This is a genomic window from Mesorhizobium sp. NZP2298, assembly GCF_013170825.1.
GTDB lineage: Bacteria > Pseudomonadota > Alphaproteobacteria > Rhizobiales > Rhizobiaceae > Mesorhizobium.
This window is the reverse complement of the sequence record NZ_CP033365.1, coordinates 5,698,820-5,716,590: the sequence shown is the minus strand read 5'-3', so window position 1 is coordinate 5,716,590 and position 17,771 is coordinate 5,698,820. Positions and strand designations below refer to the sequence as shown.

General features: G+C 64.6%; 15 protein-coding genes. 6 read left to right on the top strand and 9 right to left on the bottom strand.

The window, feature by feature from the left end:
• Window position 1: 1 nt before the first annotated feature.
• Complete coding sequence (locus EB231_RS27655) at window positions 2-895, bottom strand: LysR family transcriptional regulator (protein ID WP_172351602.1); 894 nt, start codon at window positions 893-895, stop codon at window positions 2-4.
• Window positions 896-1,028: 133 nt separating this feature from the next.
• Here EB231_RS27655 and EB231_RS27650 point away from each other — a divergent pair, with 133 nt between their 5' ends.
• Window positions 1,029-2,363, top strand: a complete 1,335-nt coding sequence (locus tag EB231_RS27650) for an aromatic ring-hydroxylating oxygenase subunit alpha (RefSeq protein WP_172351601.1) — start codon at window positions 1,029-1,031, stop codon at window positions 2,361-2,363.
• A gap of 124 nt (window positions 2,364-2,487) precedes the next feature.
• On the top strand, window positions 2,488-4,134 hold the full coding sequence (locus EB231_RS27645) for an acetolactate synthase large subunit (RefSeq protein WP_172351600.1): 1,647 nt from the start codon (window positions 2,488-2,490) through the stop codon (window positions 4,132-4,134).
• Between the two features lie 44 nt (window positions 4,135-4,178).
• Here the strand turns inward: EB231_RS27645 and EB231_RS27640 are convergent, their stop codons facing one another.
• The 8 genes from EB231_RS27640 to EB231_RS27605 all read right to left on the bottom strand — a co-directional run bounded on the left by EB231_RS27640 (window position 4,179) and on the right by EB231_RS27605 (window position 13,245).
• Window positions 4,179-5,348 (bottom strand): substrate-binding protein, encoded by a 1,170-nt coding sequence (locus EB231_RS27640; RefSeq protein WP_172351599.1) that lies wholly within the window; start codon window positions 5,346-5,348, stop codon window positions 4,179-4,181.
• Window positions 5,349-5,429: 81 nt separating this feature from the next.
• Window positions 5,430-6,131 carry an ABC transporter ATP-binding protein gene (locus tag EB231_RS27635; protein ID WP_172351598.1) on the bottom strand — a complete coding sequence of 234 codons (702 nt, stop codon included), beginning with the start codon at window positions 6,129-6,131 and terminating at the stop codon, window positions 5,430-5,432.
• 2 nt (window positions 6,132-6,133) lie between these two features.
• Complete coding sequence (locus EB231_RS27630) at window positions 6,134-6,838, bottom strand: ATP-binding cassette domain-containing protein (protein ID WP_172351597.1); 705 nt, start codon at window positions 6,836-6,838, stop codon at window positions 6,134-6,136.
• Window positions 6,835-7,821, bottom strand: a complete 987-nt coding sequence (locus tag EB231_RS27625; protein ID WP_172351596.1) for a branched-chain amino acid ABC transporter permease — start codon at window positions 7,819-7,821, stop codon at window positions 6,835-6,837. The genes EB231_RS27630 and EB231_RS27625 overlap by 4 nt, the downstream gene beginning before the upstream one ends.
• The gene (urtB, locus tag EB231_RS27620; protein ID WP_246740730.1) at window positions 7,818-8,735 is read right to left on the bottom strand and encodes an urea ABC transporter permease subunit UrtB; all 918 of its coding nucleotides are present in this window, start codon (window positions 8,733-8,735) and stop codon (window positions 7,818-7,820) included. Before urtB ends, EB231_RS27625 begins: the two co-directional genes overlap by 4 nt.
• Window positions 8,680-9,801, bottom strand: a complete 1,122-nt coding sequence (locus tag EB231_RS27615) for a class II histone deacetylase (RefSeq protein ID WP_172351595.1) — start codon at window positions 9,799-9,801, stop codon at window positions 8,680-8,682. The genes urtB and EB231_RS27615 overlap by 56 nt, the downstream gene beginning before the upstream one ends.
• A gap of 85 nt (window positions 9,802-9,886) precedes the next feature.
• Window positions 9,887-12,601, bottom strand: a complete 2,715-nt coding sequence (locus tag EB231_RS27610) for a LuxR C-terminal-related transcriptional regulator (protein WP_172351594.1) — start codon at window positions 12,599-12,601, stop codon at window positions 9,887-9,889.
• Window positions 12,598-13,245 carry a GNAT family N-acetyltransferase gene (locus EB231_RS27605; RefSeq protein ID WP_172351593.1) on the bottom strand — a complete coding sequence of 216 codons (648 nt, stop codon included), beginning with the start codon at window positions 13,243-13,245 and terminating at the stop codon, window positions 12,598-12,600. Before EB231_RS27605 ends, EB231_RS27610 begins: the two co-directional genes overlap by 4 nt.
• Window positions 13,246-13,423: 178 nt before the next feature.
• Between EB231_RS27605 and EB231_RS27600 the strand changes: the two genes are divergently transcribed.
• Genes EB231_RS27600 through EB231_RS27585 form a run of 4 tightly spaced genes read left to right on the top strand, consistent with a single transcriptional unit; the run spans window position 13,424 to window position 17,764 of the window.
• Window positions 13,424-14,725, top strand: a complete 1,302-nt coding sequence (locus tag EB231_RS27600; protein ID WP_172351592.1) for an ArgE/DapE family deacylase — start codon at window positions 13,424-13,426, stop codon at window positions 14,723-14,725.
• Window positions 14,722-15,780 carry a phosphotransferase gene (locus EB231_RS27595; protein WP_172351591.1) on the top strand — a complete coding sequence of 353 codons (1,059 nt, stop codon included), beginning with the start codon at window positions 14,722-14,724 and terminating at the stop codon, window positions 15,778-15,780. Before EB231_RS27600 ends, EB231_RS27595 begins: the two co-directional genes overlap by 4 nt.
• Window positions 15,781-17,091, top strand: a complete 1,311-nt coding sequence (locus EB231_RS27590) for an aspartate aminotransferase family protein (protein WP_172351590.1) — start codon at window positions 15,781-15,783, stop codon at window positions 17,089-17,091. It abuts the gene before it with no gap.
• A 16-nt stretch (window positions 17,092-17,107) separates the two neighbouring features.
• Entirely contained in the window at window positions 17,108-17,764 is a 657-nt protein-coding gene (locus EB231_RS27585; protein ID WP_172351589.1) for a GntR family transcriptional regulator, read from the top strand.
• Window positions 17,765-17,771: the final 7 nt, after the last annotated feature.

The window sequence follows — 17,771 nt, the reverse complement described above, 5'->3', positions numbered from 1 at the left end:
CTCAGGTGGTGCCGACGCTGCCAAGCAGCGCCTGCGCCACCGACCTGACCAGCGGACCGGCATTCTTCCGCATCACGATGTGGAAGGAGCCGGCGTGGCGACGCGAGGCCTTGGTCAAACGGATGAGTTGGCCGCGGCGAAGCTGCTCGTCGGCGAAGCCGGCCCAGGCCAGTGCCGCGCCGCGCCCGGCGATGGTCTCGTGTATCATCGACATATAGCTCGTGAACCTGGGCCCTTCGAGCTTGCGGTCGGTTCCGATCCACGATTGCCAGCTGTCGATCGCCCTGGGCGGCGTCGCCTGATGCAGCAGCGGCACGTCAAGGAAAGTCTCCGGCTCTTCCGTCGCAAGCGCCGGATGCCGGGCCAGGAAAGCGGGCGCGCAGACAGGATACCATTCTCCGTCGAACAGCTTTTCCGCAACAAGATCAGGCCATTGTTCGGGTTCGCCGAAGCGGATCGACAGTGCCACTTCAGGCTGGTCGAAATCCCTGTAGTCGTTGGATGTCTGCAGCAGCACGCGGCCATCGGCGACAAGCGAAGTGATCAGGCCGAAGCGGGGCATCAGCCACGCTTGCGCCAGATCATGGCTGCAGCCGACCACGAATGTGTCGCTGTCGTGCTCGGTCAACTCCTCCACCGCTTGCCTGATGGTCGTTAGCCCTTCGCGGATCGCTTCGGCCAGCGCCATGCCGGCTCCGGTAATGGCGACGCGGTTGCCCTGACGCGTGAACAGTTCGACCGAAAGTTGCCTCTCGAGATTGGCGACGTGGCGGCTGACCGCGGATTGCGCGATGTTGAGTTCCTGCGCGGCGGGTGTCAGGCCGCCATGCCGCGCGGCCGCCTCGAAGGCGACCATGGCGTTCAGAAGCGGAAGTGACGTCTTGAGGGTTTTCACGATTCGGCCCGGTCCTGTCTTCATGCCTTTTCGATATGAAGGTCTACCATTTCTGTATTTGCGGCAAGCTTTTCGGCATCGCAAACTCTATCGAAACATCATCCTAACGCCAGCGTGCAGAAAGGTGTTCGCCGTGCAGGCCAACACACCGAACAGCCAGCCCATAGATCAAAACGAGATTGTCCGCCTGATTGACCGGCAGCGTCAGGACTGGTCCCTGGAACAGGCTTTCTATACAGATCCGGATATCTTCGCGCTGGAGCGGGATCTGTGGTTCCCGCGCCAATGGGTGCTTGTCGCCCACGCCAGCGAAGTGCCCGAGAAAGGGCGCTACATCGTGCGTCAGCTCTTCGACGAGGAGATCATCGTCGTGCGCTTCGGTGACGGCGAGGAGGACATCGCGGCCTATTACAACGTCTGCACCCATCGTGGCTCGCGGCTCTGCACCAAGGATGGCCGCGGCAAGCTTCTGGTCTGTCCCTATCACGCCTGGTCGTTCAGGCTGACCGGCGAACTGCAGTCGCGGCAGGATCTTCCGCCAAGCGTGGACCCGGAGGCGCTCGGGCTGCATCGCGTGCCCTCGAAAAGTTTCGGCGGCCTGGTGTTCTGTGGCCTGGACGCCAATTCCTTGCCCGACATCGAGCCTGTCGCGGCGGGGCTGACGGATGGGTTGCGCGAAAACGGCCTCGACCGGGCGCGCATTGTCGCCCGCAAGAACTACCTGACCAAGGCGAACTGGAAGCTGGTGCTCGAGAACTTCCTCGAATGCTACCATTGCCGGCCGGCGCATCCCGAATATTACCGCGTCAACGGCCATGTCAAAGTCACCGCGACCCGCGACGCCGACAAGGCGGTCGAGTGGCAGAATGAAATCGAGGCTTGGCACAGCGCCATCGGCGATGCCGAATTCCACAAGGGCGCATGGCAGCCGGGCGACCTCGACACCATGCCGTTCGCCATGCACCGCAAGCCGATCGGCTCGGGCCGCAACACCTTGTCCAATACGGGCGAGGGGGTCTCGTGCCTGATGGGCGGCCGCAGTGCCTATGATGGCGGCGAAAGCGGCTTCCGCCTCGGACGGCTGTCCTTCGCCAGTGCTGCCAACGACTATGTCACCCTGTTCCAGATGATACCGCGCAGCGCCATGGAGACGGACGTCATCCTGACCTGGCTCGTCGACAAGGACGCCGATCGGGACGTCGATGCCGACGCCATCAGCTGGATGTGGGACGTGACCACGGTGCAGGACAAGAAGATCACCGAGGACAATGCCGACGGCATCCTGTCGCGCGCCTACCGGCCGGGCCCCTATACGCCGCTGGAAAGCCAGACCTCCTTCTTCGTGCAGACCTATCTGTCGGAACTGCGCTCGCTGATCACCGGCACGCGCGGCGCACCGGCCAGCCAATGGTCCGCGCCGGCGCAGCTCTTTGCATCGCCCAAGGCGGCCTGCTCAACGCGCCTTTGACCCGCAAGACGCGGATTCGGTCTCTTCTGCAAAATGAGTGAACGCTTCAGGTCTTTGAGGCGTCGCGTTCCGGTGCCATATGAAGGTGGCTAACGGAATGTGCGCATTGCAGGAGAGACGGTTCATGACAAAGGGTTCGGATCTGTTCGTGGCGGCCCTCGAAAACGAAGGGGTCGAGCGGATTTTCGGCATTCCGGGCGAGGAGAACCTGGATATCGTCGAATCCATCCGCCGCTCGTCGATCCAGTTGATCCTGACCCGCCACGAGCAGGCGGCGGCCTTCATGGCCGCTACCTACGGCAGACTCACGGGCAAGCCGGGCGTGTGCATCACCACGCTTGGCCCGGGCGCGCTCAATCTGACGACCGGCGCGGCCTATGCGCTGCTCGGCGCGATGCCGATGATCATGATTACCGGCCAGAAGGGCATCCTGTCATCGCGGCAGGCGCGCTTCCAGATCGTCGATATCGTCGCTGCGATGAAGCCGCTGACCAAGCTGTCGCGCCAGATCGTCTCGCCCAAGATGATCCCCTCGCTGGTGCGTGAGGCCTTCCGAGTCGCGCAGGAGGAGCGTCCAGGTCCGGTGCATCTGGAATTGCCGGAAGACATAGCGGCGGCCCAGTGCGATCCGGTCGCGCTGGTGCCGACGCATCCGGTCGACCTGCCCATTGCCGGCGCGGACGCGCTGCATCGGGCTGCCCGGATGATCATGGAGGCGAAGCGTCCGCTGTTGATGTTCGGCGCGGCGGCGTCGCGCCCGCGCGTGACCCCGGATATCGCTCAGTTCGTGCTGCGCACACAGATACCCTATTTCACCACACAGATGGGCAAGGGGACCGTGCCTGGCGGCACCGAACTCTATATGGGGACGGCGGCGCTCTCGGAGCGCGACTACGTGCACGAGGCCATAGAACAGGCCGATCTGATCATCACCATCGGCCACGATACGGTCGAGAAACCGCCCTTCATCATGGGCACCAACGGCCCGAAGGTGATCCATGTCGGCTATCACTCAGCCGATGTCGAGCAGGTCTATTTCCCGCAGGCCGAGATCGTCGGCGACCTTGGCCCCTCTCTGGCGCTGCTGGCCGACCGCGTCGAAGGCAAGATCCCCAATGCACAGGCCTTGCTGCCGCTGCGTGAAGGCATTTTGAGCCGCATCGCCGCGCGCGCCACCGAGGACCGCTTCACGCCGCAACGCATCGTGCATGACGTGCGCGCCGTGATGCCGGCGGACGGGATCCTCGCTCTCGACAACGGCATGTACAAGATCTGGTTCGCGCGCAATTACCGCACGCGCATGGCAAACACGCTGCTGCTCGACAATGCGCTGGCCACCATGGGCGCCGGCTTGCCGTCGGCGATGATGGCGGCACTGCTCTATCCCCAACGCCGCGTCATGGCCATTTGCGGCGACGGTGGCTTCATGATGAACAGCCAGGAACTGGAGACCGCCGTCCGGCTCAAGCTAAACCTTGTCGTCCTGCTGCTCGAAGACCATGCCTATGGCATGATCCGCTGGAAGCAGGCGGTCGACGAGTTCCCGGATTTCGGCATGACCTTCGGCAACCCTGATTTCGTCAAATACGCCGAGGCCTATGGCGCCAGGGGAACCAGGGTCGGCGAGATCGCCCAATTGCGGCCGGCGCTGGAGCAGGCCTTTGCCGGCGGTGGCGTGCATCTCGTCGTCGTGCCCATCGACTATTCCGAAAATACCAGGGTGCTTGTCGACGAACTGCGCGAGCGGCTGCCGGCGCCACAGAAGCCCTGACGGCGGCGGCAACGCCGCCGTCAGGATTGGTTGGGTGCGAGGGCCTACACCTTGCAGTAGGGCGTGACCGGCGCGATGGTGCCGAAATCCTTGACGATCTCGTAGCTGATGCCGTCGGCCGCCGCCTTGCCGACATAGGAATGGCAGAGCGTGTGGTTGTTGGAGGCATCGACGCGGATCTTGCCTTGCGGCGCGTCGAACTCGATCGTCGGCAGCGCCTTGAGCACATCGTCGTCCTTCAGCGATCCGGCCTTCTCGGCGGCCAGCGCATAGAGATGCAGGCCGTTATAGCCGGCCTCGCCGATGCCGTTGACCATCTTTTCCTGGCCGAATTTTTCGCGGAAGCTCGATATGAACTTCTTGTTGACCGGATTGTCGAGCGCCATCCAGTACGGCTGCGGCGCGTAGGTGCCGGCGGCGACGCCGGGCGGCAGCGCGTCCTTGTTGAAGACCTCATCGAGCGGCGCGATCAGCGGCTGCTTGATGTCGAAGCTGCGATACTGCTTGAGCTGGGTGACAGCGTCGTTGCCGACCACCATCGACCAGACGACATCGGGCTTCAGCGACTTGATCTTCTGGAAGGCCGGGCCGAAATCCGTGGTGCCGAACGGATAGTAGTCGGCGCCGATGATCTTGCCGCCGGCCTTCTCGTAGGCAGCCGTGATCGCCTCGGTCATCTTCTGCGGCCAGGCATAGTCCGAGGCCATGATGTAGATGGTCTTGCCGAGGTTCTCGGCTACCCACGGCATCATCGGGTCGACCTGCTGCATCGGGATCGGGCCGGTCGCGACGAAGTAGCGGTTGCACTCGCCGCCCTCGAAATTGGTCGGGTAGAAGAACAGCTTCTTGGCCTTCGACGTCACCGACAGCGTCGCACTGCGCTCGGGCGAGATGATCGTGCCCATGATGACGTCGACCTTGTCCTCATTGAGGAGCTTGCGTGCCTTGTCGATGGCGCCCTTGGTGGTGGTCTGGTTGTCCTCGATGAACAGTTCGACCTGGCGGCCGCCGATGCCGTTGGCGGCGTTGAGTTCGGCGGCGGCGAGCTTGTAGCAATTGAGCAGCGTCTCGCCGAGGATTGCCTGCAGGCCGGTGATCGGGATCGACAGCCCGACCTTGACGGTGTCGGCGGCGCGCAGGATCGATGGCGCGCCGACCATGGCGAAGGCGGCGGCAGCGCCGCCGGATTTCAGGATCGTTCTTCTGCTTATCATTCTTGTGTTCCCTTCCAGTCCAGGCGCGCCCCATGCACGCCTTGCAAAGCCAACAGGTCCCAGGCGCGCTTCAGCCGCGCCTCATAGGGCCAACAAATCCTTCAGCAGGCTCTCGTCGGCGAACGCCTCCGGCGTGCCTTCATGCACGATCCTGCCCTTCTCCATCACCAGGCAGCGGTCCGCCGCCTTGAGAACGAGATCGAGATTCTGCTCGACCAGAACGATCGCGATGCCGCGCTCGCGGGCGATCCGCGGCACCAGTTCGGCGATCGACTGCACGATGTTCGGCTGGATGCCTTCCGAGGGTTCGTCGAGCAGCAGCACCGACGGCAGGCCGCAGAGCGCGCGGCCGATCGCCAGCATCTGCTGCTGGCCGCCCGAGAGCGTGCCCGCGATCTGTGCCTCGCGCTCGCGCAAGATCGGAAAATAGCCGAAGATGTCGGCCGGGATGCCGCCGTCGCCGCGATCACGGGCGGCACGCGTGCCGACTTCCAGGTTCTGCCGCACGGTGAGTTGGTTGAAGATGCCTCGGCCTTGCGGCACATGCGCGATGCCCGCCCGCGCACGGCGAAAGGCCGCTGCATTGGTGAGATCCTGGTCGCCGAGAACCACGGCGCCGCCGCTGGCCCTCAAAGCGCCGGCGATGACGCGCAGCAGCGTCGTCTTGCCGGCCCCGTTGCGGCCGAGCAGGCCGACGACCTCGCCCGGCGCCACGCCGAGGTCGATGCCGTTCAGCACCGGGAGCAGGCCGTAGCCGGCCGAAACGGCAAATGTCCGCAACATGGTCAGCGCCTCCCCAGATAGACGTCGCGGACCATTTCGTCGGCCTCGATGTCGTGGAAGGGACCGCTGCGCAGCCGGCGCCCCTGGTGCAGCACCAGCGTTTCGCAGTTCAGCGCCCGCACGAATCGGATGTCGTGCTCGACGGCGACAATCGAGAACTCGCCCTTGAGCCGCAGCAGCATCTGCGCGGTCGCCATCGTTTCCTGTGGTGTCATTCCAGCCGTCGGCTCGTCGAGCAGCAGCAGCCGTGGTTCGATCGCCAGCGCCATGCCGATCTCCAGCCATTGCTTCTGGCCATGCGCCAGTTCGCCGGCCAGGGTGGCGGCTCGGTTGGTGAGTGCCACCAGTTCCAGCAATTCGCCGACCGGTCGGACCGGCGAGGGCGCACCCCAACGTGCCACCTTCAGATTGTCTTCGACCGAGAGGCTCGGAAAAACCGACGGGATCTGGAATTTTCGCGCGATCCCGAGCCGGGCGATGCGATGCAGCGGCAGGCCGGCAATGTCGTGGCCGAGGAAGCGCACGCTGCCGCTGGTCGGCCGAAGCGTGCCGGTCAGCACGTTGAGGAAAGTGCTCTTGCCGGCGCCGTTCGGCCCAATGATGCAGCAGAGTTCCTTGTCGCGCACCGTCAGGTTCAAGTCTTCCAGCGCTTGCAGTCCGCCGAAGCGGATGCCGACATTCTCGGCCTGGAGCAGCACGTCGCTCATTGCGCCTGCCTCCTGCCTTTGAACAGGCTCTTCAGCCGCGCGTAGATCGACAGGATGCCGTCCGGCAGCACGAAGACGATGATGACGAAGACGCAGCCGAGCAGCAACGGCCACAGGCTCGGATTGAAGCTGCTGATTGTCTGCTGCGCACGCTGGATGGCGATGGCGCCCAGCACCGGGCCGAGCAGCGTGCCGCGCCCGCCCACCGCCACCCAGACGATGACCTCGGTCGACAGCAGCAGTCCCGAAAGATCGGGCGCCACCAGCCCGGCCATGCAGACATAAAGCGCGCCGGCAAGCCCGGCGATTGCCGCGGACAAGACGAAGGTGACCAGCAGCCGCAAGGGTGCGTTGTGTCCGAGCGCCGCCGCCCGGACTTCATTGTCCTGGATGGCGGTCAGCACCGTGCCCCAGCGGCCCCTGCTGATCGACCACAGCGCCAGCACGACCACCGCGACGATGGACGCAACGAAGATGTAGGAAGGCAGGTCCTGGCTGAGATCGACATGTAGTTCGCCAATGTCGAATTCGATCGGCGGGATGCCGATCAGGCCGCTGTCGCCGCCGGTGACAGAACTCCAGGAGACCGCGGCCTGCTGGCAGATCACGCCCATGGCCAGCGTGACGATGGTGAAGTAGCTGCCGCGGATACCGCCGAAGAACAGGAAGTAGCCGATGATGGCGGCGACGAAGGCAGCCCCGGCCACCGCGCCCAGGATGCCGAGCAGGCTGCCGAAGGGGATCGCGTCGTTGAGCGTGATCAGCGCCATGATGTAGCCGCCGATGCCGAAAAAGGCGGCGTGACCGAAACACAATATGCCGGTACGGCCCCAGAAGAAATCGAGGCTCGCGGCAAACAGGCCGAAGATCAGCGCGTCGCGGATGACGGTCAGCTGGTAGCCATCGGCAAACATCGGATAGATGACGGCGAGTGCTGCGCAGACAGCGAAGACCAGCAGCCAGTTGCGGTCGCGGGCGATCATCGCGACGCTCCGTTGAACAGGCCGTTGGGTCGCAGCCGTACGGCGACAATGGCTGCGAGCAGCACGATCGCTTGCGCCAGCGACGGCGAGATCTGGTAGTTGAGCACGCTGGTCAGCCCGCCGACGAAGACGCTACCGGCGACGAGGCCGCCGATCGAACCGACACCGCCGACAATGACGACGAAGAAGGCATTGGCGAGATAGTTGACGCCCATCTGCGGCAGCACGATCGCCAGCGGCGCGACCAGCCCGCCGGCGAGCCCGGCAATGGCCGCGCCGAAGGTGAAGGCGATGGCGTAGGTGCGCCGCGTGTTGATGCCGACGCCCTCGGCCATTTCGCGGTTCTGGATGACGGTGCGGATGTCGAGGCCGAAGGATGTCCGGCTGATCAGCAGCACGACGCCGAGCAAGGTCAGCATGGCGATGGCGATCAGGATCAGCCGGTAGGCGGGATAGACGGTGAAGAAGAGGTCGAACGTGCCCTCGATTGGCGGCGTCACGGGCTTGGCGCCGAGACCGAAGGTCAGTTCCAGCCCTTGCTGCAGGATCAGGCTGACGCCCCAGGTGGCAAGCACGGTCGAGACCGGCCGCGAGTAGAGGTGGCGGATGATGGCGAATTCCAGGATGCAGCCGACCACCGCGCCGGCGATGGGGGCAGCGGCCAGCCCCAGCCAGAAGGAGCCGCCGATGCTCTGGACGAAATAGACCGCGAAGGCGCCGACCGTGACGAACTCGCCATGCGCCAGATTGGTCACGTTCATCAGGCCGAAGCTGATCGCCAGCCCGAGCCCGACCAGCATCAGTATACTGATCAGCGTCAGCGCGTTGAGGAGCGTGGTGATCAGAAAATCCATCGTGTCAGGCAGCACTTGCGAGGCGTTGGCGCAGGCCGGCGAGCAGGCCTTCGGCGGCATCGATCACTTGAGCCTGATGCGGCTGCAAGTCCTGCCCCGCCCATTCGTCGATATGATCCGACAGGGGATCCACCACTTCGGTGCGATGATTTGCCAGCGTCTCGATGACGGCATGGCCGCAGAACGGTACATAGCCTTCGGAATAGCCGCCTTCATGGGTCATGATCAGGCGTCCTTGCGACGTCTCGGCGGCCAGCGCCACCATGCGCGCGGCAAGGCGCCGGAAACATTCGCTGTTGAGCATCATGCGGCCGAGCGGATCGAAACCCGACGCATCGAAACCGGAAGCCACGATGACGAGGTCCGGCTTGAAGGCGCGCAGCGCCGGGGCGACGATGCGGTCGAAGGTCGCTTCATAGGCGCCGGTGCCACTGCCGGCCGGCAGCGGGATGTTGATGTTGTAGCCTTCGCCTTCGCCTTTGCCATTGTCGGCCAGCGCGCCGCGCCCGGTCGGGTAGAGATTGTCCTGGTGGAGCGAAATCGTCAGCACCGATGGATCGGAATAAAACACCGTCTCGGTGCCGTTGCCGTGATGCACGTCCCAATCGACTATCGCGGCGCGACCGAGCAGGCCTTCATGCTGCAGCCGGCGCACGGAGACGCCGATGTTGGAGAACAGGCAGTTGCCCATCGCCTGGTCGGGCTCGGCATGGTGACCCGGCGGGCGCGCCAGCGCATAGGCGTTGTCGACACGGCCGGTGAGCACGGCGCGCATTGCCGCATAGGTGGTGCCGGCGGACAAGAGGGCGATGTCGAAACTGTTGAAGCCGATCGGCGCCTGCGGGCCAGCGAAGCCCGAGCCGCGCTCGCTCAGTGTCCTGATATCGTCGACGTGGCGCTGCGTGTGCACGCGCAGCAGGTCCTCGACCGTCACCGGCTCGGGAATGATCGGCACCAGATGGCGCCCCAGGCCGCTGACCTGGATCAGGTTGTTGAGCCGGCGCTTCGACCCTGGCGATTCCAGATGCCGTCCGGGTTCCACGAAACGGCCGGGAGGCATCATGTCGGCGCTGGGGCCGGTGTCATGCCACATCAGCTGTTCGTGAAAAACGTAACCTGTCGCCATGCGCAGCGTCCTCTGCAATCCGGGATGACGCTAGCAGGCTAACTATACCATGGCCCGACCCGAAAGAGGGGGTTGCGCCAGATGTCTATGCCCCTCCTTTCGAAGGGGGGCGAAGATCGGCGGCCGCCTGCGCGGCGCGCACGGCCTGGACGCGGTTCGATACGGAGAGCTTGCCGAAAATGTTCTTCAAATGCCATTTCACCGTCGTTTCGCTCACCGACAGCGCGACCGCGATATCGCGGTTGGACATGCCTTCCGACAGGCAGCGCAGCAGTTCGGACTCGCGCTGGGTCAGCTGTTCCTTTTCGGGCACGGGCGCGGCCGGCTTGCGCGTTGGCACAGGCATGGTCTGCGCGGCATGGATGATGCGCGTTGCATAGGCCGACAGGGACGGCTCGGTCTTTGCTTGCGCGGCGCGCAGCCGCATCAACCCTTCCACGACAGGCCTGCCCTCGTCGACGAAGGAGCGGATGAAACCGGAAGGCTGGGCAAGGCGCAACGCTTCGAGGAGATGGCGATCAGCTTCGCGCTGGTCGTGGCCGGCGCTCCTGGCGCGCAGGATCAGCGCCAGTATGTGGCGACGCATGCGTCCGCTGCTTTTCGTTCGCTCCAGCAACGTGTCAAAAATCGCCGCCGCCGCAGCATAGGATTTCTCCGCCGTCAGCAGCCTGCCTTCGGCGAAGAACTCGAATTCGTTGGCGACAGTGGGGGCGGTTTCAGCGCTTTCGCGGCGATGCTCGCTCAGCAAAGCGCGTGCCTCGGCGACGCGGCTCTGGTCGATGAGCAGCCTGATGCGGTCATGTACCAGCACCGAAGCGAGCCGGCGATAAACTGAGCCACGTACACGCTGGTAGACGCGCTCCAGCATGTCGAGTGCCGCGTCGCCACGACCGGTAAGCTGCAGCACGCGGGCATAGGTCGGCACGCTGGCCAGCGGATAGACGATGACGGCGGCGCCCTCGATCAGCGGCCCGAGATTTTCGACCAATGTCAGCGCCTCGCCGGATGCGTTGGTCTCATAGGCGAGTTCGGCAAGCAGCGTTCCGGCGAGCGCCTCGGCATATGAGTTCGCGCCGATGCGCGTCCTGGCCTCGATGATCGTGTTGCGCAGCAGCCTTTCGGCGGCGGGCAGGCGGCCGGCCGAGCGCTCGATGACGGCCATGTAGCAGTTGGCGATGGTGACGCCGAGCAGGCTGCCGCTTCGCTCATGCGCCTTGCGCGCGGCGTCCGCCGCCGCCCGAGCCCCTTCGAGATCGCCCAGCGCATAAAGGTTGTAGCCGATGACGTTGGCCGTCGCGCCCTCCATGAACCAGGCGTCCGGCGCGATGATGCGCAGGGCGGACAGCGCGGTATCGCGCGCGGCCTCGAACTGCTCCAGCGTGCTGTGCACGGCGGCATCGAGGACCGCGATCTCGGCCTCGATGGTGGTGCCGGTCAGTGTACCGGGATCCTTGCCGTCGGCCGGCCCGGTTTCGACGAGCTTGCGCGCATTGGCGAGTGTCTGCTGGGCGATCTCGGGCTGGCTTGAGTGCACCGCCAGCCACAGCACGATGAGTTGCAGCCGGATGCGGTGGTCGACCAGTTTCCTCGGCAGCAGTGCCAGCAACTGCCGCACATACAGCAGCTGGCACTGGGCGATAAGTTCGAGCGCATTATTTTCGACGAACACCGCCGCGCGCGCCTGGTCGCCGGCAGCGAGCGCGTGTCCGATGGCCTCGGTGAGCATCTTGCGTTCGCCGAACCATTCGGCGGCGGCCAGGTGCAGCGGCGCGATCATCTCCGGTTCGCGCCGTTCCATTTCGCGGCTGAGGAAGTCGTGAAACAGGTGATGATAGCGGAACCAGCGCCGCTCCTCGTCGAGCGGCACCAGGAACAGGTTGCGGGTCTCGATTTCGGTGATGTCGGCCTCGGCGTCCACCGCCCGCAAGACGGCCCGGCAGGCCTCGGCGCTGAAACGTTCGAAGATTGAACTGTGGAGCAGGAATTTCGCCAGGGCCGGCGGCAGCTCCAGGAACACTTCCCCCATCAGGAAGTCGGCTACGTTGCGGTTGGCGCCGGTGAAATTGCCGATGACGGTTTCTGGCGCATGCGCCGCACTCAGTGAAAGCGAGGCGAGTTGCAGGCCGGCGGCCCAGCCTTCGGTCCGTGAACACAAGGTTTCCACCGTGCCGCTGCTGACGCTCAGGCCCAGCTTGTCGTTGAAGAAGGCCTCGGCCTCGGAAGAGGCGAAGCGCAGATCGTCCGGGCCGATTTCGAAAACGTCGCCAAGCACCCTGAGCTTGCCAAGTTGCAGGTCTGGCAGGTTGCGCGAACCGATGACGAAGGCGACGTTGGCCGGTGCCTGCCTCGTCAGGCGCTCCATGAACCGCTTCACCACCGGCGCCTCGATGGCGTGGTAGTCGTCGAAGAACAGGGTGATGTCGGCGTCGCGCGCGGCAAGACCCGCTACAAGAGCCGATAGCACCACGTCGAGCTGCGGGATCGGGCTCGACTGGAAGGCGAGGTCGAGTTCGGCCGGGTTCTGGACGAGATGGCGCAACGCGCCCACCAGATGCGACAGGAAGGCGCCTTCGTCATTGTCCGTGGCCTCGCAGGAGAACCATGCGGTTAGTCGGCCCAGACGCGCGACTTCCGCGGCCCACTGTGCCATCGTCGTCGACTTGCCGAAACCGGCGGGCGCGGCGAACAGAACGATGCGCGTGTCGATGTGCCGCTCCAGCCTCGACAGGATGCTTTCGCGCCGTACCCACCGGCGATGGTGTGACGACGAAAGGCTGGCAGGTTGCGAAGACGGTCTCATCTGGCGCCGGGCACCCATTCCGTTTCGATCAACGGGATTTGCGGGGCCGCATCGCGCGGCAGGGTTCCCTTGATCCGGGGATCGTCGGTGATTTCGAACCCCGCCGCATAGGGTTCGAACCCGCAAGCTCGGTAGAAGCCGATGACGCTGTGATGGTCGATGCTGCTGGTGTGCAGCCAGATGCGGCGGGGGCCGAGGCGCCATGCCTGGTCGAGCGCTCCCGCCATCAGCCGCTTGCCGAGACCCCGGCCGGTCAAGGAAGGAAACAGGCCAAAATAGGTGATCTCGATCTCGTTGCCGTCCGCCACGCGGAATTCGACCATGCCGACATGGCCGCCACTTTCATCATGGCCGTAGTAGAGATTCTGGCGCGGGTCGGCGAAATGCGCGGCGACTTCGGCATCCGACATTTCGGCGGCGCGATCCCACAGCCAGGGAGCGCCGATCTCAAGGAAGATCGTTCGGTAGGCGGCACTGTCGGGCTTGGTGATCCGGGTCATTGCCAGGGGTTGGGCGAGACCCGGCACCGGTGCGCACGCTTCCATCCATGTCACCGCATTGACGATCTTGCCGGCCGGCACGCGCCGGTAACCGGCCGAGAGATCGGTGATTTCATCCGGCAATGGGCCTTCGGTGACCAGCATCTATCCTCGATCTTCGCCATGCGGTTTCGCCGGCATGCAGGAAGCTGATGCCAACTCTGAGCCCGCCTGCCAAGAGGTTCCCGGGTTGGGCCATAGTTTTGGCCCGACCTGTCTCCTTGCCTTTCCACGAAATGGCATATGAGATATGATACACCATTCACGAGAAAGCGGAATATCCATGCCTGAGCGAATTGCCGACGAAGCCATTTTGCGCGCGGTCGATGACGGCTTCGCGCTGCAAGTCGCATTCCTGGCGGACCTCGTGCGCTTTCCCTCCCAACGCGGCGAGGAGCACGCGGCGCAATCCTTCATGGCAGCGGCCTATGAGGCCGATGGTTATGCAGTCGATATGTGGCGTGTCGATGTCGATGCGATCCGCGACCTGCCGGGGTTTTCTCCCGTGGCGGTGTCCTACGATGACGCCTTCAATGTCGTTGCCACCCACACGCCGAGAAACGCCACCGGCCGCTCGCTGATCCTCAACGGCCATATCGACGTGGTACCCACGGGGCCGCTCGACCGCTGGGTGCGCGATCCCTACGATCCGGCCATCGAGGATGGCTGGATGCACGGCCGCGGCGCCGGTGACATGAAGGCCGGCCTGTCGGCTTGTCTCTACGCGCTGGCCGCCTTGCGCAGGATCGGCTATCAGCCGGCCGCGAAGGTTTATCTCCAGTCGGTGGTCGAGGAAGAGTGCACCGGCAATGGCGCGCTTGCCTGCCTGCAGCGCGGCTACCGCGCCGATGCCGCCTTCATTCCCGAGCCGCTGGAACCGCGATTGATGCGCGCGCAGGTCGGACCGATCTGGTTCAGGGTCGAGGTCGACGGCGATCCGCAGCATGCCTCGGGCGCTTTCTCGGCCGGCGCCAATGCCATCGAGAAGGCCTTCGTCATCATCCAGGCACTGAAGCAGCTCGAAATCGTCTGGAATGCGCGCAAAGTCGATGATCCGCATTTCTGCGATCACCCGCATCCGATCCGCTTCAATCTCGGCAAGATCGAAGGTGGCGAATGGACATCGAGCGTTCCGGCGCGTTGTGTCTTCGAGATGCGGGTCGCGACCTATCCCGGGCAGAAGCTCGAAGATGCCAGGGCCGAGCTCGAAGCCTGCATCGCCGATGCGGCCCGTGCCGATCCATTCCTGGCCAATCGCCCGCCCAAGATGACCTACAATGGCTTCATGGCCGAGGGCTATGTACTGGAGGGCGCCGACGAGATGGAAGCCGTGCTGCGCCGCAGCCATGTCGCCGTGTGGGGCGAGCCGCTGACGGAACACGTCACCTCGGCGACGACGGATGCGCGCTTCTTCGGCCTCTATGCCGACACGCCGGCGATCGTATACGGCCCGATCTGCCGCATGCCGCATGGTTACGACGAGGCTGTCGATCTCGATTCGGTGCGCAAGGTCACCCAGACCATCGCGCTGTTCATCGCCGACTGGTGCGGCCTTGAGCCGCTCGATCCGGAGGTGAGCGCATGAATGCGGCCGTGCCCGACGGTTTCGGTGAAACGCTCGCCGAGGACGCGCCCGACGTTTCGATCGCCGACGCGCTTGCCATCTTGCGCCGGCACTATGGCCTCGTCGGTAGCGCGCGTCCGCTGCCGGGCGAACGCGACCACAATTTCCACATCCAGACCGAAGGCGACGGCGAGTTCGTCCTGAAGGTTTCCCACCCAGCCGAGGAGGTCGGCTTCACCGACTTCCAGAACAAGGCGCTCGACCATATCCTGGCGGTCGACCCAGCCTTGCCGGTTCCCTCGGTACGCAAAAGCCTGCAAGGCGAGGCCCAATTCACGGTCAGCGTCGGTGGGTCGGCGCCGCGTATCATCCGGCTGGTCACCTATTTGCCCGGCCAGTTGCTTTCGCGCTCGCCGGCATCAGCGGCGCAGGATCGCAATCTCGGCATCTTCCTCGGTCGCCTCGGTCGGGCGCTGCGCGGCTTCTTCCATCCGGCGGCCGGCAGCGACCTGCTCTGGGATATCCGTAAGGTCGCCAAGACACGGCCGATGCTGGCGCACATCACTGACGCTGGCCGGCGCGCCATGGTCGAACGTGCGATCGACGCCTTCGAGGCGCATGCGGCACCGGTCATCCCGAAATTGCGCGCCCAGATCGTCCACAACGACATGAATTCCTACAATGTCGTGATGGACGCTTCGCGGCCGGAAGTCGTGAGCGGCATCCTCGATTTCGGCGATATGATCCACTCGCCGCTGATCTGTGACCTCGCCATCGGCGCCGTCTATCGCTGGCCGGCGGAAGGCCATCCACTGGCGCCGGCGGCGCGCTTCGTCGCCGGCTATCAATCGGTGCAGCCGCTCGAGGTCGAAGAGATCGGCATTCTTTTCAATCTGATCCGCGCCCGCCTTGCGCTCATCGTGAACATCGCCACCTGGCAGGCGGAACGTTTCCCAGCCAAACGCGACTATGTCCTGCGCCACGGCGCGGAAGTCTGGGCCTCGCTCGAACGGCTGGACGGTCTGTCGTCCATCGATGCCCGCCGTTATTTCCTCGACCATTCCAATCCGGAGTAGATGCTCGTGTCCCAATCCTCGCCAAACCCTGCAAACGCCGACGCGACGGCATCCAACCGCGCGCTGCTCGAGCGTCGCGCCAGACTGCTTGGGCCGACCTACCGCGCCTTCTACCGCAACCCGATCCATCTGGTGCGCGGCAGCGGCGTCTGGCTCTACGATGCGCAGGGGCGCAAATTCCTCGACGCCTACAACAATGTCGCCTCGGTCGGGCACTGCCATCCGCGCGTCGTCGAGGCGCTGTCGGGCCAGGCCGCCACGCTCAACACGCACACGCGCTACTTGAGCGAGATCATCCTCGACTACGCGGAAAAACTGCTCGGCACCGTTCCGGCCCATCTCGGCCACGCCATGTTCACCTGCACCGGAAGCGAGGCCAATGATCTCGCGATCCGCATCGCCCAGCATTCCACTGGCAACAGCGGCGTCATCATCACCGACTTCGCCTATCACGGTGCAACGATCGCCACCGCGCAGCTGTCACCTGCAGCGGTCGGGGCGAAGGGCGTGCCCGCGCACCACCGGACCGTGGCAGCGCCGGACACGTTCCGAGACCATGGCCGCGCCGCACGCGATTTCGCCAGGAATGTCGCGGCCGCCATCGAGGATATGCGTGCGCAGAACATTCGTCCGGCGGCGCTGCTGCTCGACTCGGCCTTCTCCAGCGATGGCATTTTCTTCCCCGATGCGGCTGTCATGCGCGAGGCGGCGGATCACGTCAGGAAGGCTGGCGGCATCGTCATCGCCGACGAGGTCCAGTCCGGCTTCGGCCGGCTTGGCCAGGGCATATGGGGTTTTGCCAATTATGGCCTCGAGCCCGACGTCGTCACCATGGGCAAGCCGATCGGCGACGGCCATCCGATGGGCGCGGTGCTGGTGCGACCGTGGCTTGTTTCATCCTTCGGCTCCAACACCGGCTACTTCAACACCTTCGGCGGCAATCCGGTCGCGGCGGCCGTTGGCATTGCCGTGCTCGAGGTGATCGAAGGCGAGGGTCTGATCGAGAATGCGCGCATGGTCGGCGCCTATACAGCTGACCTGTTGAGCGCCCTGCAGAGCCGGCACGCTATGGTCGGTGATGTCAGACACAATGGCCTCTATTTCGGCGTCGAGTTGACGGCGGAAGGCGACGAAGCCTTGGCCGCCACCAAGACATCGGCGGTTGTCGAAGCCATGCGCGAGGATGGCGTGCTGATCTCCTCCTGCGGTCCGCGCGGCAATGTGCTGAAGATCAGGCCGCCTCTGCCGTTCGCCAGGGACAATGCCGAGCAACTGGCTGAGACGCTCGATCGCGCACTGTCGAACTGGTGACCGGAGCGGGCCGCGCATGCTGAAGCTTGAACATCAGACCCTGAACGACCGCGCCTATGGCGCGCTCAAGCAGGAGTTGATTTCAGGTGGCTTCAGCCCAGGCCAGACACTGGTCATCCGCAAGCTCGCCGAGACGTTCGGGATATCGACGACGCCGATCCGCGAGGCACTGCAGAGGCTTGTCGCCGAGCGCCTGCTCGAGATGCAGAACAACCGCTCGGTCATCGTGCCCTTGCTATCCTTGCCTGCCTTCGAGGAACTGACGCGCATCCGCATCGCCGTCGAGGGGCTGGCGGGCGAGATGGCCGCCTCGCGGATGACAGAAAGCGGGCTGGTTGAGCTGCAGGTCACGCTCGACGGCATGCAGCGCGCCGTCGAGGCTGATGACGCCAGGGCCTACCTCACGCTGAACGAGGCCTTCCATTTCGCCATCTACCAGCATGCCGGTGCGCCGATCCTGCTCAACATGATCCGCGACCTCTGGGGGCGGGTAGGGCCCTATATCAAGCTGTTGATGCAGGCCGATCGCTACATCCCGCAGTCGAACGATGCGCATCGCAGGATCGTTGCCGCGTTGCAGCAGCACAGCGGTTCGGCGGTTCGAGCATCCCTCGAAGAAGACATCGCCGTCGCGGCCGCAATTCTCTCCGAAAATCTTCGCACGACCGACTGATCACCCG